Below are 21,938 nucleotides of genomic sequence, written 5' to 3' on the forward strand. Positions count from 1 at the left end.
GCCGGTAAGCCGGTAAGAAGCCGGTAAGCCCGGCAAGAAGCGAAGAAGAAGGCCGTCCCCTGTTCCAGGGGGCGGCCTTCCGCTGTCCGCGGGCCGTACGAGCGCTGCGGGCCGTGCGAGAGCTTCACCACAGGCGCCGTGTCCCGCCCCCGCTCTCCACGGCGCCGTCCGGCCCGGCGTCACCGCAGGTGAGCGGGGTTACCAAGGGGTACACAGCCGTGCATGGTGCCTATGTCCGCATGGGGTGGACCCGCAGTGTTGTGCAACCCTTTCCCGAATTCCCCCGTCTGACCGGACGAGCGACGATAGTGCGGTACGGGTCTCATGACCGAGAACAGACCGGAGTCCGACCCCGACCGCAGGGGGTAACCGACCGCAGACACGAGAGCCGAGGAGCGCATGCCTGCCGACAGCACGCGAGGACCGGGCATACCAGGGGAGCCCGGCGACACCGGGCCACGCCGCCGAGGCAAGGGCCGCCGTCGCAAGCCCCCCACCGGGCGGCGCAGGGCCCTGACGGCCATGGCCCTGACCGCCGCGGGCATCGTCGTGCTCGGCGGCGCGGGAGCCGGCTTCCTCTACTTCAAGCTCAACGGCAATCTCAGGACGATCGACATCAACCAGGCCCTCGGCGGCGACCGGCCCACCAAGGCCGACAACGGCTCCGAGAACATCCTGGTCCTCGGCTCCGACACCCGCGCCGGCGGCAACAGGAAACTCGGCGGCGGCACCGACGACGGCAGCGCCCGCTCCGACACGGCGATGATCGTGCACGTGTACGAGGGCCACAAGAGGGCCGGTGTGGTCTCCGTACCGCGCGACACCCTGGTCGACCGCCCCGAGTGCACCGACGCCAAGGGCGGCACGCACCCGGCGGCGCACCACGCGATGTTCAACGAGTCGTACTCCGCCGGTGGCGCCGCCTGTGCGGTGAAGACCGTCGAGTCGATGACCGGCCTGCGGATGGACCACTACCTGGAGGTCGACTTCAGCGGCTTCCGAAAGCTCATCGACGAACTCGGCGGGGTCCAGGTCACCACGACGAGGAACATCGACGACCCGAACAGCCACCTCGACCTCAAGGCCGGCACGCACACCCTCGACGGACAGCAGGCCCTCGGCCTGGTCCGCACCCGGCACGGCGTCGGCGACGGCTCCGACCTCGGCCGCATCCAGCTCCAGCAGGCCTTCGTGAAGGCCCTGGCCGACCAGGTCAAGCACATCGGCGTGCTCACCAACCCCAAGAAGCTCTACGACCTCGCCGACACCGCGACCAGGACCGTCACCGCCGACTCCGACCTCGGCTCGGTGAACTCCCTGATCGCCTTCGCCGACGGCCTGAAGGGCATCAGCTCCTCCCACATGAACATGGTCACGATGCCCGTCCAGTACGACCCGGCCAACCCCAACCGCGTCCTCGTCGACAAGGCCAAGGCCCAGCAGATCTGGAGCGCCCTGAGGAACGACCGCCCCATCCCCAGGTCGGCCACCAGGGGCACGGCCGCCGGCAAGGCAAGCGGAGTGGTGAGCGCCCCCTAGTGCTGCGACCGGAAAGGTTCACCGGCTCGCGACGCCCGGCACGGCACCTCGCCGCGTTGTCGCATCACCCGAGTACATCCAGTACACGGGCGATGCTCCGCCTTGCGATGCACCGCACCGGACGCCGCGAGCTTTCCGGCAAACCTTTCCGGTCACAGCACTAGAGGCACGGGAACCCGCGGGGAATACCCGGCCCCACCCCCCGGTTTGGGTGAATGGCCCCAGTCCTGGCAGACTGGTACGTCGGCTCCGGTTCACGCTCCGCATTCCGCGGCTGCGACCCGGCGCCCTCCCGGAACTCTAGGAGACACCTTGAAGCGCGACATCCACCCCGCGTACGTCGAGACGCAGGTCAGCTGCACCTGCGGCGCGTCGTTCACCACTCGCAGCACCATCGAGTCCGGCAGCATCCGGGCCGAGGTCTGCTCCGAGTGCCACCCGTTCTACACGGGCAAGCAGAAGATCCTCGACACCGGTGGCCGTGTGGCCCGCTTCGAGGCCCGCTTCGGCAAGGCTGCCGCCGGCTCCAAGAAGTAGCGAGCCCCTCTTCGCCGGTCCACGGCCGTGCCCCCGCCCCGGGGTACGCCGGGACCGGCGTTTTTGGTCGCCCGCCTTCCCCCACCCCAGCAGTACAGGCAGTACAGGAGCCGAAAGATGTTCGAGGCCGTCGAGGAACTCGTCGCCGAGCACGCCGACCTGGAGAAGCAGCTCGCCGACCCGTCGGTCCACGCCGACCAGGCAGGCGCGCGCAAGCTCAACAAGCGCTACGCCGAGCTCACCCCGATCGTCGCCACGTACCGCTCCTGGAAGCAGACCGGCGACGACGTCGACACCGCGCGCGAACTCGCCGCGGACGACCCCGACTTCGCGGCCGAGGCCAAGGAGCTGGAGCAGCGGCGCGAGGAGTTGACCGAGAAGCTGCGCCTCCTGCTCGTCCCGCGCGACCCCAGCGACGACAAGGACGTCATCCTGGAGATCAAGGCGGGCGCGGGCGGCGACGAGTCGGCCCTGTTCGCCGGCGACCTGCTGCGCATGTACCTGCGGTACGCCGAGCGCGTGGGCTGGAAGACCGAGATCATCGACGCCACCGAGTCCGAGCTGGGCGGCTACAAGGACGTCCAGGTCGCGGTGAAGACCCGCGGGCAGACCGAGCCCGGCCAGGGCGTGTGGGCCCGGCTGAAGTACGAGGGCGGGGTGCACCGCGTGCAGCGGGTGCCGGCCACCGAGTCACAGGGCCGTATCCACACCTCCGCGGCCGGTGTGCTGGTCACCCCCGAGGCCGAGGAGGTGGACGTGGAGATCAACCCCAACGACCTCCGCATCGACGTCTACCGGTCCTCCGGGCCCGGCGGCCAGTCCGTCAACACCACGGACTCCGCGGTGCGCATCACGCACCTGCCCACCGGGGTCGTCGCCTCCTGCCAGAACGAGAAGAGCCAGCTGCAGAACAAGGAGCAGGCACTGCGTATCCTGCGCTCCAGGCTGCTGGCCGCGGCGCAGGAGGAGGCGGAGCGGGAGGCCGCCGACGCCCGACGCAGCCAGGTCCGCACCGTCGACCGCTCCGAGAAGATCCGCACGTACAACTTCCCGGAGAACCGCATCTCGGACCACCGCGTCGGATTCAAGGCGTACAACCTGGACCAGGTCCTGGACGGCGAACTGGACGCGGTGATCCAGGCCTGCGTCGACGCGGACTCGGCCGCCAAGCTCGCGGCCGCGTAAGACACGTACGCACGCGGCGCGTGCGTATGTACGAGCACCAACGGAGGACCAGCGTGCAGCAAGAATCCGGGGGGCGGCCCCCGAGTCCCCGCAGCGTGCTGCTCGCGGAGGTGGCGCAGGCCACCCAGCGGCTGGCCGACGCGGGCGTGGACTCGCCGCGCACCGACGCGGAGGAACTCGCCGCGTTCGTGCACGGCGTCAAGCGGGGCCAGCTGCACACCGTGAAGGACGCCGACTTCGACGCCCGCTACTGGGAGGTCATCGCCCGGCGCGAGCAGCGTGAGCCGCTCCAGCACATCACCGGGCGTGCCTACTTCCGGTATCTGGAACTCCAGGTCGGGCCGGGGGTGTTCGTGCCCCGGCCGGAGACCGAGTCCGTGGTGGGCTGGGCCATAGACGCCGTACGGGCCATGGACGTGGTCGAGCCGTGCATCGTCGACCTGTGCACCGGCTCGGGGGCCATCGCGCTCGCCCTGGCCCAGGAGGTGCCGCGCTCCCGTGTGCACGCCGTGGAGCTGAGCGACGACGCGCTGAAGTGGACCCGCAAGAACACGCAGAGATCCCGGGTCGACCTGCGCCAGGGCGACGCCCGGACGGCCTTCCCCGACCTCGACGGCCAGGTCGACCTCGTCGTCTCCAACCCGCCGTACATCCCGCTCACCGAATGGGAGTACGTCGCCCCCGAGGCCCGCGACTACGACCCGGAACTGGCGTTGTTCTCCGGGGAGGACGGCCTCGACCTGATCCGCGGCATCGAGCGCACCGCGCACCGGCTGCTGCGGCCGGGCGGAGTCGTCGTCGTGGAGCACGCCGACACCCAGGGGGGACAGGTGCCGTGGATCTTCACCGAGGAGCGGGGCTGGGCCGACGCCGCCGACCATCCCGACCTCAACAACCGGCCGCGGTTCGCCACCGCCCGCAAGGCGCTGCCGTGACCCTCATCAGGACGTCCGACCAGCAGTACGTGTACGAGGAGGCCCGCTGACAATGGCACGGCGATACGACACCAACGACGCCACCGACCGCGTGACCGGTCTGCGCGAGGCCGCTTCCGCCGTCCGCCGGGGCGAGCTCGTGGTGCTGCCCACCGACACCGTCTACGGCATCGGCGCCGACGCGTTCTCCTCCGAGGGCGTGGCCGACCTGCTCGCCGCGAAGGGCCGGGGCCGCAACATGCCGACCCCCGTGCTCATCGGTTCCCCGAACACGCTGCACGGGCTGGTCACGGACTTCTCCGAGATGGCCTGGGAACTCGTGGACGCCTTCTGGCCGGGCGCGCTGACGCTGGTCGCCCGGCACCAGCCGTCCCTCCAGTGGGACCTCGGGGACACCCGGGGCACGGTCGCCGTGCGGATGCCGCTGCACCCGGTCGCCATCGAGCTGCTCACGGAGGTCGGCCCGATGGCCGTGTCGTCGGCGAACCTGACCGGCCACCCGGCGCCGGAGACCTGCGACGCCGCGCAGGAGATGCTCGGCGACTCCGTCTCCGTCTACCTCGACGGCGGCCCGACCCCCGGCAACGTCCCGTCCTCCATCGTCGACGTCAGCCGCAAGGTGCCCGTGCTGCTGCGTGAGGGCGCCCTGTCGCCGGAGGAGCTGCGCAAGGTGGTACCCGACCTCGAGGTGGCGAATTGACGGCCCCTGACGCGGGGCGTGGCATAGGCGACACCTTCCGCATCCTGCACGTCAGCACAGGGAACGTGTGCCGCTCGCCCATCACCGAGCGGCTGACCCGGCACTTCGTGGCGGACCGGCTCGGGGATCCGCGGGGCGGCGGGCTGATCGTGGAGAGCGCGGGCACCTGGGGTCACGAGGGCGCGCCGATGGAGGCCAACGCGGAGACCGTGCTGGCCGACTTCGGCGCGGACGCCTCCGGCTTCACCGGCCGGGAACTGCTGGACGAGCACGTGATCCGGGCCGACCTGGTGCTCACCGCGACCCTCGACCACCGCGCCCAGGTCATCTCCATGGGCCACTCGGCAGGTCTGCGCACCTTCACCCTCAAGGAGTTCACCCGCCTGGTGAAGGCGATAGATCCGGCCACCCTGCCGCCGCTGGAGGACGGCGTGGTCGAGCGCGCCCGCGCGCTGGTCCGCGCCGCCGCCGCGCTGCGCGGGTGGCTCCTGGCCCCCACCGCCGAGGCCGACGAGGTCTACGACCCCTACGGCGCCCCCCTGACGTTCTTCCGTTCCGTGGGCGACGAGATACACCAGGCCCTGGACCCCGTGGTGACGGCCCTGACGGGCGTACGGGCGCGCGCCTGACCCACCGCGGGCGGTACGGCGGGAGGCGGCTCCTGGGAGCCCGTGCCACGCCCGGAGGCCGCGGATGTCCTGGGGGCGGCGTGTGGGCCCCGCTGGAGCACCGCAGAGCCGCGGCAGGCCGGAGCCCGGCAGGAGCGTTCCGGACGGGCCGGTGGGCCCCGGCTGGGGGCTCGTGGAAGGGCGGCCGGGTGGACCGGGGCCCGTGGACGCTCCGTCGCTCGTCGCGGCCTTCCCGGGCCCCGCACAGCCCGTCCGCCCGGGGCCTCCGCGCGGGCCCGTCCGTCGGGCCCCGGGAACGTGACCGCAGGGGCCCGTGGGCATCGCCGTGACGGCCCAAGGGGCCGCGCGAGGCCGGGCTCGCGGGCCTACATTGGACGTACGTCAACGTCGACCGTCCGGAGCGCCACATGTCGGTCATCCCCGTTCTCGAGGCCGATCTCCTGCGCCGGCAGGACCCCGAGCTGGCCGACGTGCTGCTGGGGGAGCTGGACCGGCAGTCGACGACGCTCCAGCTGACCGCGGCGGAGAACTTCACCTCGCCCGCGGTGCTGGCCACGCTCGGCTCGGTGCTGGCGAACAAGTACGCCGAGGGCTATCCGGGCGCCCGGCACCACGGCGGCTGCGAGTTCGTGGACGCCGCCGAACGCCTCGCCGTGGCGCGGGCCAAGGCTCTCTTCGGCGCCGAACACGCCAACGTGCAGGCCCATTCGGGCTCGTCCGCGGTGCTCGCCGCCTACGCCGCGCTGCTGCGGCCAGGCGACACCGTGCTCGCCCTCGGCCTGCCCTACGGCGGGCACCTCACGCACGGCTCGCCCGCGAACTTCTCCGGCCGGTGGTTCGACTTCGTCGGCTACGGTGTCGACGCCGAGACCGGGCTCATCGACCACCAGCAGGTGCGCACGCTCGCCCACACGCACCGGCCCAAGGCGATCGTGTGCGGTTCCATCGCCTACCCGCGCCACATCGACTACGCCTTCTTCCGCGCGGTCGCCGACGAGGTCGGCGCCTATCTGATCGCCGACGCGGCCCACCCCATCGGACTCGTCGCCGGCAGGGCGGCGCCCAGCCCCGTGCCGTACGCCGACGTGGTGTGCGCCACCACCCACAAGGTGCTGCGCGGACCGCGCGGCGGGATGATCCTGTGCGGGAGCGAGCTGGCCGAGCGCGTCGACCGTGCCGTGTTCCCGTTCACCCAGGGCGGCGCCCAGATGCACACCATCGCCGCCAAGGCCGTCGCGTTCGGCGAGGCCGCGACCCCGGCCTTCGCCGCCTACGCCCACCAGGTCGTCGCCAACGCGCGGGTGCTCGCCGCCCGGCTGGCCGCGGAAGGCCTGATCGTCACCACCGGCGGCACGGACACCCACCTGATCACCGTGGATCCGGCGCCGCTCGGCATCGAGGGCCGCGCCGCCCGCGGACGGCTGGCCGCCGCCGGTATCGTCCTCGACTGCTGCGCGCTGCCGCACGCCGACGGACGCGGGCTGCGCCTGGGCACCGCCGCGGTGACCACCCAGGGCATGGGCCAGCAGGAGATGGAGTGGATAGCCGTCCTGTTCGGCAAGGTGCTGCGCGGCGAGGCCGACGGGGCGAGCGCACGTCAGGACGTGCGCGAACTCACAGGCCGGTTTCCGCCGTATCCCGGCTGAGACGGGGTAGCCGAACGGCCGTACAAAACCGTACACAGCCACACGTGCAACCATCGTCGCTACCCGGAAGTCCCCATACATATGCCTGCGTCGCTAGGGTGTGGGGCTGAGAAGGCCAGCGAGACCTGTGGGGAAGCCTGTGCGTGAATACCTGCTGACGCTCTGCATCACGGCCGCGGTGACGTATCTGCTGACAGGGCCGGTACGCAAGTTCGCGATCGTTGCGGGGGCGATGCCGGAGATCCGGGCACGTGACGTGCACCGGGAGCCCACTCCCCGGCTCGGCGGTATCGCCATGTTCTTCGGCCTGTGCGCGGGCCTGCTCGTCGCCGACCACCTCACCAACCTCAACGACGTCTTCGAGAAGTCGAACGAGCCGCGCGCGCTGCTCTCCGGCGCCGCCCTGATCTGGCTGATCGGCGTCCTGGACGACAAGTTCGAGATCGACGCCCTGATCAAGCTGGGCGGCCAGATGATCGCGGCCGGCGTCATGGTGATGCAGGGCCTGACGATCCTGTGGCTGCCCGTGCCCGGCGTCGGGACGGTCGCGCTCACCCAGTGGCAGGGCACCCTGCTCACGGTGGCCCTGGTCGTCATCACCATCAACGCGGTCAACTTCGTCGACGGCCTCGACGGCCTGGCCTCCGGCATGGTGTGCATCGCGGCCGCCGCGTTCTTCATGTACGCCTACCGGATCTGGTACTCGTACGGCATCGAGGCCGCCGCCCCCGCGACCCTCTTCGCGGCCGTCCTCATGGGCATGTGCCTGGGCTTCCTGCCGCACAACATGCACCCCGCGCGGATCTTCATGGGCGACTCGGGGTCCATGCTCATCGGCCTGGTGCTGGCGGCCGGCGCGATCTCGGTGACCGGGCAGGTCGACCCGGACGTGATGAAGCTGTTCTCCGGCTCCGAGCGCAACGCGGTGCACCAGATGGTGCCGGTCTACATCCCGCTGCTGATGCCGCTGACGATCATCGCCATCCCGGCCGCCGACCTGATCCTGGCCATCGTGCGGCGCACCTGGAACGGCAAGTCGCCGTTCGCCGCCGACCGCGGTCATCTGCACCACCGCCTGCTGGAGATCGGCCACTCGCACAGCCGGGCCGTGCTGATCATGTACTTCTGGGCGGCCCTGATCGGCTTCGGCGCGCTCACCTACTCGGTCAAGTCGGCCTCCATGTGGATCGTGCTGGGCATCGTGGTGCTCAGCTTCATCGGCCTTGTGCTGCTCCTGCTGCCGCGCTTCACTCCGCGCGCCCCGCGCTGGGCCGAGCGGTTCGTGCCGCCGCGCTACCGGCGCCGCCGCGCGGCCGCCCTCCCGGACGCCTCCACGCCCGCGACGGCGACGTCCGCGTCGTCCGCGGACTCCGAGGCCGCCGCGCCCTGCGCGTCCGAGGAGAGCCCGGCGCAGGAGAAGACGCCCGTGGTGGCGGGCGTGGGAGTCCGTGCCGGCGCGGCCGGTGGTGTCAACGGAGCGACCGCCGTGGGAGCCCGTTCGCGCGCCCTGGACGGGCGGAAAGCCGGAACGTCGCGCTGACGGCGCCAAGGTAAGAATCTGACTAAAGCGTTGCCAACTCGTGGGGCGTCAAATCCCCGCAATGTCGGGCGAACAGGGCTGGATTTTGCACAGAAGTGCAGCTGTACTCTCACCTGTGAGGGTCAGCACACCTTTGAGGTAAAGACCTCATCAAATAGTTTGTGATACCGTTCACGAGTATCCCGGACAGCCGAAGGGCCACAGTGCGAAGGTCCTGGTGGGGCCGAGGTTTTCCCCCTCGGCGCCGGGACTACGCTCGTCCCATGACGACGCCCTGCCCCCTGTGAATGCGGAGTTGCCGCGATGCCGTCCAATGACGCCCGGATCCTGGCCGAGGCCGCTGTGCCCACAGCCGCCGTCGGTGCGGTTGCCGCCGTCATCAGCGGTGTGGTCGCCGGCGGCAAGGGAGCGATCGGCGCGGTCGTCGCGACCGTGATCGCGATCCTCTTCATGGGGATCGGCCTCTACGTCCTGCAGCGCACCGCCAGGTCGCTTCCGCACCTTTTTCAGGCGATGGGCCTGATGCTCTACGCGACGCAGATCCTCCTGCTGTTCGTCTTCCTGGCAGTGTTCAAGCACACGACGCTGTTCAACCCCCGGGCCTTCGCCTTCACGCTGCTCGCTGTCACACTGGCATGGATCGCGGCGCAGACGCGGGCCCATATGAAGTCCAAGATTCTTTACGTCGAGCCCGACTCGGCTCCGTCCACGGCCGACGAGAAGTCCCACAAGACGGAGCGCTCGTCGTGAGCGGTAGGGCCGGGATAAGGACGCACGAGAGATCCTGCTATCGTCCGGTGCCAACTGCGGCATCGCGGGCGCGGGCATCCGAGCTGACGCCTGTTCGATCGCGAGGCGAGATGCCCCACTGCCGCCCCCACATCCGTAACACCAGTCCCGTGCCGAACCGCGGCCGCACGCCGCGCCGACACAACGAGGTTGCCGTACCTATGCGCCACGCTGAAGGAGCCCGCGGTGAGTGCTGACCCGACGCAGGTGCTCGCCTTCGAGACCGACTGCCACATCTTCGCCGGCTGTGGCTTCCCCGCTCCGGGCCTGCACTCGTTCCTGTTCGAGCCCCTCTGGGGCAACGCGGACAGCAACCTGTACTTCAACAAGACGATGCTGCTGGCGCTGCTCGGCTCCATCATCGTCGTCGGATTCTTCTGGGCCGCCTTCCGCAGGCCCCAGGTCGTGCCGGGCAAGCTCCAGATGGTCGCCGAGGCGGGCTACGACTTCATCCGACGCGGGGTCGTCTACGAGACGATCGGCAAGAAGGAAGGCGAGAAGTACGTCCCGCTCGTCGTCTCCCTGTTCTTCTTCATCTGGATGATGAACCTCTGGTCGATCGTCCCGGTCGCCCAGTTCCCGGTCACCGCGATCATCGCGTACCCGGCGATCCTGGCCCTGATCGTCTACGTGCTGTGGATCTCGCTGACCTTCAAGCGTCACGGATTCGTGGGCTTCTTCAAGAACGTCACGGGCTACGACAAGTCGCTGGGCCCGGTGCTGCCGCTGGCCATGCTCATCGAGTTCTTCTCGAACCTGCTGGTGCGGCCGTTCACCCACGCGGTGCGACTCTTCGCCAACATGTTCGCGGGCCACACGCTGCTGCTGCTCTTCACGATCGCGAGCTGGTACCTGCTCAACGGCATCGGTATCGCCTACGCCGGTGTCAGCTTCGTCATGACGCTCGTGATGACGGCCTTCGAGCTCTTCATCCAGGCACTGCAGGCGTACGTCTTCGTCCTCCTGACGTGCACCTACATCCAGGGCGCGCTCGCCGAGCACCACTGAGCGACCCGCGCAGGAACCCCTTGATCGTCCGGTGGCCAACCCCCACCGGTCCGTAAAGAAAAGGAAGAACTGGCATGTCCCAGACCCTTGCCGCTGTTACCGGCTCGATCGGCTCCATCGGTTACGGCCTCGCTGCCATTGGCCCCGGCGTCGGCGTCGGCATCATCTTCGGTAACGGCACCCAGGCGCTGGCCCGTCAGCCCGAGGCCGCCGGCCTGATCCGCGCCAACCAGATCCTCGGCTTCGCCTTCTGTGAGGCGCTGGCGCTGATCGGTCTGGTCATGCCGTTCGTCTACGGCATCAAGTAATCAGCTGATTCACTTCCAGCCGACCAGACGAAAGGCAGAAACATGAGCCCGCTGCTCACGGTCGCGGCCGAGACGGAGAACCCGCTCGTCCCGCCGATCCCCGAGCTTGTCATCGGCCTGATCGCCTTCGTCATCGTCTTCGGTTTCCTCGCGAAGAAGCTCCTCCCGAACATCAACAAGGTTCTGGAGGAGCGCCGCGAGGCCATCGAGGGCGGTATCGAGAAGGCCGAGGCCGCGCAGACCGAGGCCCAGAGCGTCCTTGAGCAGTACAAGGCTCAGCTCGCCGAGGCCCGCCACGAGGCCGCGCGCCTGCGCCAGGAGGCACAGGAGCAGGGCGCCACGCTCATCGCCGAGATGCGGGCCGAGGGCCAGCGTCAGCGCGAGGAGATCGTCGCCGCCGGCCACGCCCAGATCGAGGCCGACCGCAAGGCCGCCGCGTCCGCGCTCCGGCAGGACGTCGGCACGCTGGCCACCGAGCTGGCCGGCAAGCTCGTCGGCGAGTCCCTCGAGGACCACGCCCGGCAGAGCCGTGTGATCGACCGCTTCCTCGACGGCCTCGATGAAGCCGCTTCGAAGGCCGAGGCGACTCGATGACCATGCACGGAGCCAGCCGTGAGGCGCTGACCGCCGCACGGGAGCGTCTGGACGCGCTGACGGACTCCACCTCCGTGGACGCCGGCCGGCTCGCCGACGAACTGGCGGCCGTCACCGCGCTGCTCCACCGCGAGGTCGGTCTGCGTCGGGTCCTGACCGACCCGGCGCAGTCCGGCGAGGCCAAGGCCACGCTGGTGCAGCGCCTGCTCGGCGGGCAGATCGGCGGCACGGCCACCGACCTGGTGTCCGGCATGGTGCGTTCCCGCTGGTCGCAGCCCCGCGACCTGGTCGACACGCTGGAGGAGCTGGCGGACGTCGCCGACCTCACGGCGGCACAGCAGAACGGCACGCTCGACGACGTCGAGGACGAACTGTTCCGCTTCGGCCGGATCGTCTCCTCGAGCACCGGGCTGCGCGCGGCCCTGACCGACCGCGCCGCGGCCGCCTCGGCCAAGAAGGAACTGCTGCGCCGGCTGCTCGGCGGCCGCACGGCCCCGACCACCGAGCGTCTGGTGACGCGCCTTGTGACCGCGCCGCGGGGACGTAGCCTGGAAGCGGGACTGGAGTCCCTGACCAAGCTCGCCGCCGAACGCCGCAACCGCATGGTCGCCGTCGTCACCTCGGCGGTCCCGCTGAGCGACACGCAGAAGCAGCGCCTCGGCGCGGCCCTCGCCAAGCTCTACGGCCGCCAGATGCACCTCAACCTCGACGTGGACCCCGACGTCCTCGGCGGGATGCGGGTGCAGGTCGGCGACGAGGTCATCAACGGCTCCCTCGCGGACCGGCTCGAGGACGCCGCCCGCCGCATGGCGAGCTAGCAGCAACTCAACACGCAAGACGTACACGACGGCCCTGGTTGGGCCGTGCAGAGGATTCACCTCTTATTGGGGGGAGTCCCCGACTCGTGGAATACCCCCCAAGTGAAACTTCGGGCCCAACAAGGAGAGCAGGGAACCCAGATGGCGGAGCTCACGATCCGGCCGGAGGAGATCCGGGACGCGCTGGAGAACTTCGTCCAGTCGTACAAGCCGGACGCGGCCTCGCGCGAGGAGGTCGGTACGGTCACCCTTGCCGGCGACGGCATCGCGAAGGTCGAGGGCCTTCCCTCGGCCATGGCCAACGAACTGCTGAAGTTCGAGGACGGCACCCTCGGCCTCGCCCTCAACCTCGAGGAGCGCGAGATCGGTGCCATCGTCCTCGGTGAGTTCAGCGGTATCGAGGAGGGCCAGCCGGTGCAGCGCACCGGTGAGGTCCTGTCCGTCGCCGTGGGCGAGGGCTACCTCGGCCGCGTGGTGGACCCGCTCGGCAACCCGATCGACGGCCTCGGCGAGATCGAGACCGAGGGCCGCCGCGCCCTCGAACTGCAGGCCCCCACGGTCATGCAGCGCAAGTCGGTGCACGAGCCGATGGAGACGGGCTACAAGGCCGTCGACGCCATGACCCCGATCGGCCGCGGCCAGCGTCAGCTGATCATCGGTGACCGTCAGACCGGCAAGACCGCGCTGGCCGTCGACACGATCATCAACCAGCGCGACAACTGGCGCACCGGCGACCCGAACAAGCAGGTCCGCTGCATCTACGTCGCCATCGGCCAGAAGGGCTCCACCATCGCGTCGGTCCGGCGCTCGCTGGAGGAGAACGGCGCGCTGGAGTACACGACCATCGTGGCCGCCCCGGCGTCCGACCCGGCCGGCTTCAAGTACCTGGCGCCCTACACCGGTTCCGCCATCGGCCAGCACTGGATGTACCAGGGCAAGCACGTCCTGATCATCTTCGACGACCTGTCGAAGCAGGCCGACGCCTACCGTGCCGTGTCGCTGCTGCTGCGCCGTCCGCCGGGCCGTGAGGCCTACCCGGGCGACGTCTTCTACCTGCACTCCCGTCTGCTGGAGCGCTGCGCGAAGCTGTCCGACGACATGGGCAAGGGCTCGATGACCGGTCTGCCGATCGTCGAGACCAAGGCCAACGACGTCTCGGCGTTCATCCCGACCAACGTCATCTCCATCACCGACGGCCAGTGCTTCCTGGAGTCGGACCTGTTCAACGCCGGTCAGCGCCCCGCGCTGAACGTCGGTATCTCCGTCTCCCGAGTCGGTGGTTCCGCGCAGCACAAGGCGATGAAGCAGGTCTCCGGCCGTCTGCGCGTGGACCTGGCCCAGTTCCGTGAGCTGGAGGCGTTCGCCGCCTTCGGTTCCGACCTGGACGCGGCCTCGAAGGCCCAGCTGGAGCGCGGTCAGCGCATGGTCGAGCTGCTGAAGCAGGACCAGTACCAGCCGATGGCCACCGAGGACCAGGTCGTCTCCGTGTGGGCCGGTACCACCGGCAAGATGGACGACGTGCCGGTCGCCGACATCCGCCGCTTCGAGAAGGAGCTCCTGGAGTACCTGCACCGCAAGGAGCAGGGCCTCATGACCTCCATCAAGGAGGGCGGCAAGATGTCCGACGACACGCTCCAGGCCGCCGCCGAGGCGATCGCCGAGTTCAAGAAGCAGTTCGAGACGGGCGACGGAAAGCTGCTCGGCGAGGACACCCCGGCCGCTGCCGCCAAGTGACGTAAGGAAGGGACCTGACTCATGGGAGCCCAGCTCCGGGTCTACAAGCGTCGCATCCGATCCGTCACCGCGACCAAGAAGATCACCAAGGCGATGGAGATGATCGCCGCCTCGCGCGTCGTCAAGGCGATGCGCAAGGTGTCGGCCTCCACGCCGTACGCGCAGGAACTGACCCGCGCGGTCACGGCGGTCGGAACCGGGTCCAACACCAAGCACCCGCTGACCACGGAGGCGGACAACCCGACCCGCGCCGCGGTGCTGCTCCTGACGAGCGACCGCGGCCTGGCCGGCGCCTTCAACTCCAACGCCATCAAGGCGGCGGAGCAGCTGACCGTGCGCCTCGAGGGCGAGGGCAAGCAGGTCGACGCCTACATCGTCGGCCGGCGGGGTGTGGCCCACTACAACTTCCGTGAGCGCAAGATCGCGGAGTCGTGGACCGGCTTCACCGACGAGCCGTCGTACGCGGACGCCAAGACGGTGGCGGCCCCGCTGATCGAGGCCATCCAGCAGAACACCGAGGACGGCGGCGTGGACGAACTCCACATCGTCTACACGGAGTTCGTCTCGATGATGACGCAGACGGCGATCGACGCCCGGCTCCTGCCGCTGCGCCTCGAAGAGGTGTCGGAGCAGGCAGCGGCGAAGGACGAGATCCTTCCGCTGTACGACTTCGAGCCCTCGGCCGAGGACGTCCTCGACGCGCTGCTGCCGCGCTATGTGGAGAGCCGTATCTACAACGCGCTGCTCCAGTCGGCCGCTTCGAAGCACGCCGCCACCCGGCGCGCGATGAAGTCGGCCACCGACAACGCGGGCGAGCTGATCAACACGCTCTCCCGGCTTGCCAACGCGGCCCGCCAGGCCGAAATCACCCAGGAAATCAGCGAGATCGTCGGTGGCGCGAGCGCCCTGGCCGACGCGACCGCGGGGAGTGACAAGTAATGACCACCACTGTTGAGACGGCCACGGCGGCGGGCCGCGTCGCGCGGGTCATCGGCCCGGTCGTCGACGTGGAGTTCCCCGTCGACGCGATGCCGGAAATTAACAACGCCCTTCACGTCGAGGTCGCCGACCCGGCGAACGAGGGCGAGAAGAAGACGCTGACGCTCGAGGTCGCCCAGCACCTCGGTGACGGCATCGTCCGTACGATCTCCATGCAGCCCACCGACGGCCTGGTCCGCCAGTCCCCGGTGACGGACACCGGCTCGGCGATCTCCGTCCCGGTCGGCGACTTCACCAAGGGCAAGGTGTTCAACACCCTCGGTGAGGTGCTGAACGTCGACGCCGAGTACGACGGCGAGCGCTGGCCGATCCACCGCAAGGCGCCGAACTTCGACGAGCTCGAGTCGAAGACCGAGATGTTCGAGACCGGCGTCAAGGTCATCGACCTGCTGACCCCGTACGTCAAGGGCGGCAAGATCGGTCTGTTCGGCGGCGCCGGCGTCGGCAAGACGGTGCTCATCCAGGAGATGATCTACCGCGTCGCCAACAACCACGACGGTGTCTCCGTGTTCGCCGGTGTCGGCGAGCGCACCCGTGAGGGCAACGACCTCATCGACGAGATGAGCGAGTCGGGCGTCATCGACAAGACCGCGCTCGTCTTCGGTCAGATGGACGAGCCCCCGGGCACCCGTCTGCGCGTCGCGCTGGCCGGCCTGACCATGGCCGAGTACTTCCGCGACGTCCAGAAGCAGGACGTGCTGTTCTTCATCGACAACATCTTCCGCTTCACGCAGGCCGGTTCCGAGGTCTCCACGCTGCTCGGCCGTATGCCGTCCGCGGTGGGTTACCAGCCGAACCTGGCCGACGAGATGGGTCTCCTCCAGGAGCGCATCACCTCGACCCGCGGTCACTCGATCACCTCGATGCAGGCGATCTACGTCCCCGCGGACGACCTGACCGACCCGGCCCCGGCCACCACCTTCGCCCACCTCGACGCGACGACGGTTCTGTCCCGTCCGATCTCGGAGAAGGGCATCTACCCGGCCGTGGACCCGCTGGACTCGACGTCCCGGATCCTGGATCCCCGCTACATCGCGGCGGACCACTACAACGCGGCCATGCGCGTGAAGAACATCCTGCAGAAGTACAAGGACCTGCAGGACATCATCGCGATCCTCGGTATCGACGAGCTCGGCGAGGAGGACAAGCTCGTCGTCCACCGTGCCCGTCGCGTGGAGCGCTTCCTGTCCCAGAACACCCACGTCGCCAAGCAGTTCACCGGTGTGGACGGCTCGGACGTGCCGCTGGACGAGTCGATCGCGGCGTTCAACGCGATCTGCGACGGCGAGTACGACCACTTCCCCGAGCAGGCGTTCTTCATGTGCGGTGGTATCGAGGACCTGAAGAAGAACGCGAAGGAGCTGGGCGTCTCCTGAGCATCGAGCTCACCCGAGGGGGCGGGTGCGGTCCCGCCCCCTCTCCCACGCCCCTTAGAATTGACCCCAACACCCGGCAGCCCTGCCGGGTGGTGACCCGAGGAGCCACTCTTGGCTGCTGAGCTGCATGTCGAGCTGGTCGCCGCCGACCGCCAGGTCTGGTCCGGCGAGGCCACCCTGGTCGTCGCGCGCACCACGTCCGGCGACATCGGCGTCATGCCCGGTCACCAGCCGCTGCTCGGTGTGCTGGAGTCGGGCCCGGTGACCATCCGTACGAGTGAAGGTGCGACCGTCATCGCCGCTGTGCACGGCGGTTTCATCTCGTTCGCGGACAACAAGCTGTCGCTGCTGGCGGAGATCGCCGAACTCTCGGACGAGATCGACGTCCAGCGCACCGAGCGGGAGCTCGAACGCGCGAAGGCGGAGGGCGACGCTCATGCCGAGCGCCGCGCGGAGGTCCGACTGCGCGCGGCGACGGCGAGCTGAACCCAGCCCGCCGTGTGATGACGTCACTCAGCCGCGGCCGGTACCGGAGCAATCCGGTACCGGCCGCGGCTGAGGTGAATGTGGGTGTTTTTTCCGTTCCATTACCTAGGAGACGAGGAGGTCGGTGTCGATGGTCCTCGCTCTGACTGTGTGCGGGCTGGTGGTCTTGCTCGTGGTGATGGGACTGTTCGTCTTCGGCCTGCGCCGCAGGCTCATCCAGCGTTCGGGCGGCACTTTCGACTGCAGCCTGCGCTGGGACGTACCGGAGAAGGCAGACACCAGCGGCAAGGGCTGGAGCTACGGTGTCGCCCGCTACAACGGCGACCGCGTCGAGTGGTTCCGTGTCTTCTCCTACGCGCCCCGCCCGCGCCGCACCTTGGAGCGGGCGTCCATCGAGGTGGCCGGCCGCCGTCTGCCCGAGGGCGAGGAGGAACTCGCCCTGCTCTCCGACGCGGTCGTCCTCACCTGCCTGCACCGCGGTACGCGCCTTGAGCTCGCGATGAGCGAGGACGCGCTGACGGGCTTCCTGGCCTGGCTGGAGGCGGCACCGCCCGGACAGAGGGTGAATGTGGCGTAGGACGGCGCAGAGCGCCCCCGGATCTGGTCCGGGGGCGCTTCGCTGGTCCAGGGACCCGTGGGCCCTTACGACAGACCGCTGTTGATGGCGTTCACCAGCTCGCCGTTGCCGGTGTCACCGCTGAACTCCCAGAAGAAGGCACCACCGAGGCCCTGCTGCTTGGCCCAGGACATCTTCGTGCCGATGGTGGCCGGGGTGTCGTAGGACCACCAGTTGCTGCCGCACTTCGCGTAGGCCGTGCCGGCGATGGTGCCGGTGGCCGGGCAGGACGTCTTGAGCACCTTGTAGTCCTCGATGCCCTGCTCGTACGTGCCGGTCGCCGGGCCCGTGGCCGTGCCGCCCGGGGCGTCCTGGGTGACGCCGGTCCAGCCTCGGCCGTACAGGCCGATGCCGATGAGGAGCTTGCTCGCCGGCACGCCCTTGGACCTGTACTTGGCCATCGCGTCGGCGGTGGTGAAGCCGGCCTGCGGGATGCCGTTGTACGAGGTGAGCGGGGAGTGCGGGGCGGTGGGGCCCTTCGCGTCCCAGGCGCCGAAGAAGTCGTACGTCATGACGTTGTACCAGTCGAGGTACTGCGCCGCGCCGCCGTAGTCGGCGGCGTCGACCTTGCCGCCGGAGGTGCCGTCGGCGGAGACGGCCGCCGTGACCAGGGCGCTGTTGCCGAACTTGGCGCGCAGTGCGGCCGCCACGTTCTTGATGGCAGCGGACCCGCTGGTGTCACAGGTCAGACCGCAGGCGTTCGGGTACTCCCAGTCGATGTCGATGCCGTCGAACACATCGGCCCAGCGGGAGTCCTTCACCAGGTCGTAGCAGGACTGCGCGAAGGCCGTGGGGTTCTTGGCCGCGTCCGCGAAGCCGCCGGACCAGGTCCAGCCGCCGAAGGACCACAGCACCTTGATGTTCGGGTACTTGGCCTTGAGCTGGCGCAGCTGGTTGAAGTTGCCGCGCAGCGGCTGGTCCCAGGTGTCGGCGACGCCACTGACCGATTCGGCGGCGGTGAACGCCTTGTCGTAGTCGGCGTAGGAGTCGCCGATCGTGCACTTGCCGCCGGTGACGTTGCCGAAGGCGTAGTTGATGTGCGTGATCTTCGACGCCGAGCCGGACGTCACGATGTTCTTGACGTTGTAGTTGCGGCCGTAGATGCCCCACTCGGTGAAGTAGCCGAGCCGGACCTTGTTGCCGGGCGGGGGAGTGGTGCCGCCACCGCCGCCGGTGGTGCGCACCGCGACCGAGCCGCTGACCGGGCCGGTCTGGCCGGCGGTGTCGCGGGCCTGGACGCTGTAGGAGTAGTCGGTGCCGGCGGTCAGTCCGGTGTCCGTGTACGAGGTCGTCGTCACGGTGGCGACCGTCCTGCCGTCGCGCAGCACGTCGTAGTTCTTGACGCCCTTGTCGTCGGTGGCCGCGCCCCAGGTGAGCTTCACCGAGGTGTCGGTGATGTTCGAGGCGGTCGGGGTGCCCGGGGCGGAGGGCGGGTTGTCGCCGGGTACGGTGCTGCCGCCGTCACAACTGCCGCCGTTGAGCTTGCAGTTGCTCGGGGAGCCGGCACCGGCGCCGTTGAAGCCGAAGGAGACGGAGGCGCCCGGGGCGAGGGTGCCGTTGTAGGACTTGTTCTTCGCGGTCCAGTGGGTGCCGGAGCTGGTCACGTCCGCGTCCCAGGCGGAGGTGACGGAGGTTCCGGAGGGGAAGTCCCACTCGATGGTCCACGAACTGATGGCGGCGGAACCGGAGTTGGTCACCGTCCACTTGCCCTCGAAGCCGGTGCCCCAGTCCTGGGTCTTGGCGTAGGTGGCGGTGGCCGATGTCGCGGCCTGGGCGGAGCCCGCGAGGCCGACAAGGCCGGCCAGCGGGAGCAGCAGGGTCGCGAACCCGGCCGCGGCTCTGTGTCTGAAGCGCATACCGCGCCTCCTCTTGTGAGGTCGCCTGCGGGGCGCTACGGCCACCCCTTCGGCGGTGGGGGTTGTGGTCGGAGGCGTGACTGAGCCATCACGCCACCGGTGCCGCGAGAATAGAAAGGTCTGGACCACGGGTCAATAGGTCTGGACCAGTTGCCCCGTCGGCACTCGGATCCCCAACTCCTGTTCCCACACTGCCGCTTGGACCCGGCTGCGCAGCTCAAGCCTGCACAGCAGGTGGCTGACGTGGGTCTTCACCGTGCCCTCGAGCGGTCGAGGCGGAGGACGGTCCCGGCGTTGGACATCCCCTCACCCAGGCACGACAGCGCCGGACGGTGGGCGGGTGAGGGGTGCGTCGGCGCGAAGGAGCGCTCAGCGTTCGCCGCCCGGCACCCACAGCACGTCACCGGAGGCCTTGTTGGCCGTGCGCGCCAGGATGAACAGCAGGTCCGACAGCCGGTTGAGATAGGTCGCGGTGAGCGGGTTCATCGTCTCGCCGTGCTCCTCCAGGGCGGCCCAGGTCGAGCGCTCGGCGCGGCGGACGACCGTGCACGCCTGGTGGAGCAGGGCCGCGCCGGGCGTCCCGCCGGGGAGGATGAAGGAGCGGAGCTTGCCGAGTTCGGCGTTGAAGCGGTCGCAGTCCTCCTCCAGCCGGTCGACGTAGAACTGCTCGACCCGCAGCGGCGGGAACTCCGGGTTCTCCGCCACCGGCGTGCACAGGTCCGCGCCCACGTCGAACAGGTCGTTCTGCACCCGGGTGAGGACCTCGACGATGTCCTCGGCGAGCCCGCCCAGCGCGATCGCGGCGCCGATCGCCGCGTTCGCCTCGTTGGCGTCGGCGTACGCGGAGATCCGCAGGTCGGTCTTGGCGACCCTGCTCATGTCGCCGAGGGCGGTGGTGCCCTTGTCCCCGGTCCGGGTGTAGATGCGCGTCAGGTTGACCATGAGGCCAATCTAGACGCTCCCGCGACGGACGCGGAGCGCCGTTTTCGCGGTGGCGCCAACCCGGCCCGGGGCGCCAGGAATTCGCGGCCGCGCCCGCCGGCACCGGACGTGACGGGTGTCTCACGCCCTGAGACAGTGACACGCATTACTTACGGGTCTCAAGGACCCGTGTGAGCGCTAATGTCCGCACAGGAGCCAGGTGTAAGCAGCGGGTGAGCGCCAAGCGCGCGCAGTGGTCGCGCCGTCCTCGCTCCGTCGTCGCGCAGTCGTTTTCGAAGGGGAGTCGTCAGTGGCACGGAAGCTCGCCGTCATCGGGGCCGGTCTCATGGGGTCCGGCATCGCCCAGGTCTCCGCTCAGGCGGGCTGGGACGTCGTCCTGCGGGACGTCACTGACGAGGCACTGAGGCGTGGCACGGACGGCATCAAGGCCTCGTACGACAAGTTCGTCGCCAAGGGCAGGATGGAGGCGCACGACGCCGACGCCGCCCTCGCCCGCATCACCGCGACCACCGACCTGGACGCGGCCGCCGACGCGGACGTGGTGGTCGAGGCCGTCTTCGAGAAGATCGAGGTCAAGCACGAGATCTTCCGCACCCTCGACAAGCTCGTCCGCGAGGACACCGTTCTCGCCTCGAACACCTCCGCCATCCCGATCACCAAGATCGCGGCCGTGACGGAGCGCCCCGAGCGCGTCGTCGGGGTGCACTTCTTCTCGCCGGTGCCGATGATGCAGCTCGTCGAGCTGGTCCGCGGCTACAAGACCAGCGACGAAACCCTCGCCCGGGCACGGGAGTTCGCCGAGTCCGTGGGCAAGACCTGCATCGTGGTCAACCGGGACGTGGCCGGCTTCGTGACCACCCGGCTCATCTCGGCGCTCGTCGTCGAGGCGACCAAGCTGTACGAGTCGGGTGTCGCCACCGCCGAGGACATCGACCTCGCCTGCAAGCTCGGCTTCGGCCACGCCATGGGCCCGCTCGCGACCGCGGACCTGACCGGCGTCGACATCCTGCTGCACGCCGCCGACAACATCTACACCGAGACGCAGGACGAGAAGTTCGCGCCGCCGGAGCTGATGCGCCGGATGGTTGACGCCGGTGACATCGGGCGCAAGAGCGGGCAGGGCTTCTACAAGCACTGAGACCGGACAGGGGCCGCTGGGGTCACCCGCGAGGGTGAATTCGGTATCGGTTCGCTTACAAGCAGCAACCAGATCGCCGCAGAAGCAGTCAGAGGTTGCACAGCCACCGCCACGGAGTACGCCACAGCATTCACGGGGAGCGCATATGTTCATCAGGGGCGACCACGCCGAGCTGGTCGTCGGGGGCCGCCTCGACGTCCGCAGCGCGGCGGACGCCCGTACGGTCCTGCACTCGGCCGTCGACGACGGGGCCGGCGACCTGGTGCTCAACCTGTCCGAGCTCGACTCCTGGGACGCCACCGGACTCGGCGTGATCATGGGTGTCCACCGGCGGGCCGGGCGCTGCGGCCGGCGGCTGGTGCTGCGGGACGTGCCGCCGCAGATGCAGCGCCTGCTGGTGGCCACCCGCCTGCACCGCATCCTCGCCATCGAGGGCGGCATCGGCGTCGAGTCCCTGCCCCGCGTCTAGACCAGTACCCTCCCGCCCGCCCCGAACAGGTGTGAACCGGGCGACGGGGGAGACCCGGGCGCACATCGGCGAACCGTACGCGGTGCGCAATCCT

General features: G+C 69.4%; 22 protein-coding genes and 1 pseudogene. 20 read left to right on the forward strand and 3 right to left on the reverse strand.

Going from position 1 to position 21,938, the window contains the following annotated elements; translation table 11 throughout:
• The first annotated feature begins 399 nt into the window (after positions 1 to 399).
• The 18 genes from ACIOWN_RS30425 to ACIOWN_RS30510 all read left to right on the forward strand — a co-directional run bounded on the left by ACIOWN_RS30425 (position 400) and on the right by ACIOWN_RS30510 (position 17,400).
• Entirely contained in the window at positions 400 to 1,539 is a 1,140-nt protein-coding gene (locus ACIOWN_RS30425; RefSeq protein WP_362355240.1) for an LCP family protein, read from the forward strand.
• 312 nt (positions 1,540 to 1,851) lie between these two features.
• Complete coding sequence (rpmE, locus tag ACIOWN_RS30430; RefSeq protein WP_141358350.1) at positions 1,852 to 2,076, forward strand: 50S ribosomal protein L31; 225 nt, start codon at positions 1,852 to 1,854, stop codon at positions 2,074 to 2,076.
• A 117-nt stretch (positions 2,077 to 2,193) separates the two neighbouring features.
• Positions 2,194 to 3,261: a peptide chain release factor 1 gene (prfA, locus tag ACIOWN_RS30435; protein ID WP_362355243.1), complete on the forward strand. Its 1,068-nt coding sequence runs from the start codon at positions 2,194 to 2,196 to the stop codon at positions 3,259 to 3,261.
• A 95-nt stretch (positions 3,262 to 3,356) separates the two neighbouring features.
• Positions 3,357 to 4,196, forward strand: coding sequence for a peptide chain release factor N(5)-glutamine methyltransferase (gene prmC, locus ACIOWN_RS30440; protein ID WP_401983957.1), 840 nt, complete (start codon positions 3,357 to 3,359; stop codon positions 4,194 to 4,196).
• Positions 4,197 to 4,248: 52 nt separating this feature from the next.
• Positions 4,249 to 4,896: an L-threonylcarbamoyladenylate synthase gene (locus ACIOWN_RS30445; protein ID WP_100568048.1), complete on the forward strand. Its 648-nt coding sequence runs from the start codon at positions 4,249 to 4,251 to the stop codon at positions 4,894 to 4,896.
• Positions 4,893 to 5,525, forward strand: coding sequence for a protein-tyrosine-phosphatase (locus tag ACIOWN_RS30450; protein ID WP_100568047.1), 633 nt, complete (start codon positions 4,893 to 4,895; stop codon positions 5,523 to 5,525). Before ACIOWN_RS30445 ends, ACIOWN_RS30450 begins: the two co-directional genes overlap by 4 nt.
• A 407-nt stretch (positions 5,526 to 5,932) precedes the next feature.
• Positions 5,933 to 7,171 carry a serine hydroxymethyltransferase gene (gene glyA / locus ACIOWN_RS30455; protein ID WP_362355246.1) on the forward strand — a complete coding sequence of 413 codons (1,239 nt, stop codon included), beginning with the start codon at positions 5,933 to 5,935 and terminating at the stop codon, positions 7,169 to 7,171.
• Positions 7,172 to 7,310: 139 nt separating this feature from the next.
• Positions 7,311 to 8,711, forward strand: coding sequence for an MraY family glycosyltransferase (locus tag ACIOWN_RS30460; protein ID WP_362355249.1), 1,401 nt, complete (start codon positions 7,311 to 7,313; stop codon positions 8,709 to 8,711).
• A gap of 303 nt (positions 8,712 to 9,014) precedes the next feature.
• On the forward strand, positions 9,015 to 9,461 hold the full coding sequence (locus ACIOWN_RS30465; protein ID WP_401983927.1) for a hypothetical protein: 447 nt from the start codon (positions 9,015 to 9,017) through the stop codon (positions 9,459 to 9,461).
• A gap of 225 nt (positions 9,462 to 9,686) precedes the next feature.
• Complete coding sequence (gene atpB, locus ACIOWN_RS30470; protein WP_398146514.1) at positions 9,687 to 10,508, forward strand: F0F1 ATP synthase subunit A; 822 nt, start codon at positions 9,687 to 9,689, stop codon at positions 10,506 to 10,508.
• A gap of 74 nt (positions 10,509 to 10,582) precedes the next feature.
• Positions 10,583 to 10,816 carry an ATP synthase F0 subunit C gene (atpE, locus tag ACIOWN_RS30475; protein WP_100568043.1) on the forward strand — a complete coding sequence of 78 codons (234 nt, stop codon included), beginning with the start codon at positions 10,583 to 10,585 and terminating at the stop codon, positions 10,814 to 10,816.
• A gap of 42 nt (positions 10,817 to 10,858) precedes the next feature.
• On the forward strand, positions 10,859 to 11,410 hold the full coding sequence (locus ACIOWN_RS30480; RefSeq protein WP_326804138.1) for a F0F1 ATP synthase subunit B: 552 nt from the start codon (positions 10,859 to 10,861) through the stop codon (positions 11,408 to 11,410).
• A 2-nt stretch (positions 11,411 to 11,412) separates the two neighbouring features.
• A complete protein-coding gene (locus ACIOWN_RS30485; protein WP_362355405.1) occupies positions 11,413 to 12,228 on the forward strand; it encodes a F0F1 ATP synthase subunit delta in 816 nt (271 codons plus the stop codon).
• A gap of 141 nt (positions 12,229 to 12,369) precedes the next feature.
• Positions 12,370 to 13,962 carry a F0F1 ATP synthase subunit alpha gene (atpA, locus tag ACIOWN_RS30490; RefSeq protein ID WP_362355258.1) on the forward strand — a complete coding sequence of 531 codons (1,593 nt, stop codon included), beginning with the start codon at positions 12,370 to 12,372 and terminating at the stop codon, positions 13,960 to 13,962.
• A 21-nt stretch (positions 13,963 to 13,983) separates the two neighbouring features.
• A complete protein-coding gene (locus ACIOWN_RS30495) occupies positions 13,984 to 14,901 on the forward strand; it encodes a F0F1 ATP synthase subunit gamma (RefSeq protein ID WP_362355261.1) in 918 nt (305 codons plus the stop codon).
• A complete protein-coding gene (gene atpD, locus ACIOWN_RS30500) occupies positions 14,901 to 16,337 on the forward strand; it encodes a F0F1 ATP synthase subunit beta (protein WP_362355263.1) in 1,437 nt (478 codons plus the stop codon). The genes ACIOWN_RS30495 and atpD overlap by 1 nt, the downstream gene beginning before the upstream one ends.
• A 111-nt stretch (positions 16,338 to 16,448) precedes the next feature.
• Positions 16,449 to 16,823: a F0F1 ATP synthase subunit epsilon gene (locus ACIOWN_RS30505; protein WP_100568037.1), complete on the forward strand. Its 375-nt coding sequence runs from the start codon at positions 16,449 to 16,451 to the stop codon at positions 16,821 to 16,823.
• Between the two features lie 130 nt (positions 16,824 to 16,953).
• Positions 16,954 to 17,400 (forward strand): DUF2550 domain-containing protein, encoded by a 447-nt coding sequence (locus tag ACIOWN_RS30510; RefSeq protein ID WP_100568036.1) that lies wholly within the window; start codon positions 16,954 to 16,956, stop codon positions 17,398 to 17,400.
• Between the two features lie 65 nt (positions 17,401 to 17,465).
• On the opposite strand, the gene ACIOWN_RS30515 is transcribed toward ACIOWN_RS30510, so the two are convergent.
• The 3 genes and pseudogenes from ACIOWN_RS30515 to ACIOWN_RS30525 form a co-directional block, all read right to left on the reverse strand.
• Positions 17,466 to 19,295, reverse strand: a complete 1,830-nt coding sequence (locus tag ACIOWN_RS30515; RefSeq protein ID WP_362355267.1) for a glycoside hydrolase family 18 chitinase — start codon at positions 19,293 to 19,295, stop codon at positions 17,466 to 17,468.
• Between the two features lie 132 nt (positions 19,296 to 19,427).
• Positions 19,428 to 19,627: pseudogene (locus ACIOWN_RS30520) on the reverse strand (DNA-binding response regulator); the annotation flags it as partial.
• A gap of 37 nt (positions 19,628 to 19,664) precedes the next feature.
• Positions 19,665 to 20,237, reverse strand: coding sequence for a cob(I)yrinic acid a,c-diamide adenosyltransferase (locus tag ACIOWN_RS30525; RefSeq protein ID WP_362355270.1), 573 nt, complete (start codon positions 20,235 to 20,237; stop codon positions 19,665 to 19,667).
• A gap of 289 nt (positions 20,238 to 20,526) precedes the next feature.
• Here ACIOWN_RS30525 and ACIOWN_RS30530 point away from each other — a divergent pair, with 289 nt between their 5' ends.
• A complete protein-coding gene (locus ACIOWN_RS30530; RefSeq protein ID WP_362355273.1) occupies positions 20,527 to 21,375 on the forward strand; it encodes a 3-hydroxyacyl-CoA dehydrogenase family protein in 849 nt (282 codons plus the stop codon).
• Positions 21,376 to 21,520: 145 nt separating this feature from the next.
• Positions 21,521 to 21,844, forward strand: coding sequence for an STAS domain-containing protein (locus ACIOWN_RS30535; protein WP_326804145.1), 324 nt, complete (start codon positions 21,521 to 21,523; stop codon positions 21,842 to 21,844).
• The last annotated feature ends 94 nt before the right edge of the window (positions 21,845 to 21,938 follow it).

Source organism: Streptomyces sp. NPDC087787, assembly GCF_044743035.1.
Classification (GTDB): domain Bacteria; phylum Actinomycetota; class Actinomycetes; order Streptomycetales; family Streptomycetaceae; genus Streptomyces.

What these genes read in the sequence shown, in the direction of transcription:
- ACIOWN_RS30425 (WP_362355240.1), top strand. Translation starts at nt 400, where the DNA reads ATGCCTGCCGACAGCACGCGAGGACCGGGCATACCAGGGGAGCCCGGC.
- prfA (WP_362355243.1), top strand. Translation starts at nt 2,194, where the DNA reads ATGTTCGAGGCCGTCGAGGAACTCGTCGCCGAGCACGCCGACCTGGAG.
- ACIOWN_RS30445 (WP_100568048.1), top strand. Translation starts at nt 4,249, where the DNA reads ATGGCACGGCGATACGACACCAACGACGCCACCGACCGCGTGACCGGT.
- glyA (WP_362355246.1), top strand. Translation starts at nt 5,933, where the DNA reads ATGTCGGTCATCCCCGTTCTCGAGGCCGATCTCCTGCGCCGGCAGGAC.
- ACIOWN_RS30465 (WP_401983927.1), top strand. Translation starts at nt 9,015, where the DNA reads ATGCCGTCCAATGACGCCCGGATCCTGGCCGAGGCCGCTGTGCCCACA.
- atpE (WP_100568043.1), top strand. Translation starts at nt 10,583, where the DNA reads ATGTCCCAGACCCTTGCCGCTGTTACCGGCTCGATCGGCTCCATCGGT.
- ACIOWN_RS30480 (WP_326804138.1), top strand. Translation starts at nt 10,859, where the DNA reads ATGAGCCCGCTGCTCACGGTCGCGGCCGAGACGGAGAACCCGCTCGTC.
- ACIOWN_RS30485 (WP_362355405.1), top strand. Translation starts at nt 11,413, where the DNA reads ATGCACGGAGCCAGCCGTGAGGCGCTGACCGCCGCACGGGAGCGTCTG.
- atpA (WP_362355258.1), top strand. Translation starts at nt 12,370, where the DNA reads ATGGCGGAGCTCACGATCCGGCCGGAGGAGATCCGGGACGCGCTGGAG.
- ACIOWN_RS30495 (WP_362355261.1), top strand. Translation starts at nt 13,984, where the DNA reads ATGGGAGCCCAGCTCCGGGTCTACAAGCGTCGCATCCGATCCGTCACC.
- atpD (WP_362355263.1), top strand. Translation starts at nt 14,901, where the DNA reads ATGACCACCACTGTTGAGACGGCCACGGCGGCGGGCCGCGTCGCGCGG.
- ACIOWN_RS30510 (WP_100568036.1), top strand. Translation starts at nt 16,954, where the DNA reads ATGGTCCTCGCTCTGACTGTGTGCGGGCTGGTGGTCTTGCTCGTGGTG.
- ACIOWN_RS30515 (WP_362355267.1), bottom strand. Translation starts at nt 19,295, where the DNA reads ATGCGCTTCAGACACAGAGCCGCGGCCGGGTTCGCGACCCTGCTGCTC.
- ACIOWN_RS30525 (WP_362355270.1), bottom strand. Translation starts at nt 20,237, where the DNA reads ATGGTCAACCTGACGCGCATCTACACCCGGACCGGGGACAAGGGCACC.
- ACIOWN_RS30535 (WP_326804145.1), top strand. Translation starts at nt 21,521, where the DNA reads ATGTTCATCAGGGGCGACCACGCCGAGCTGGTCGTCGGGGGCCGCCTC.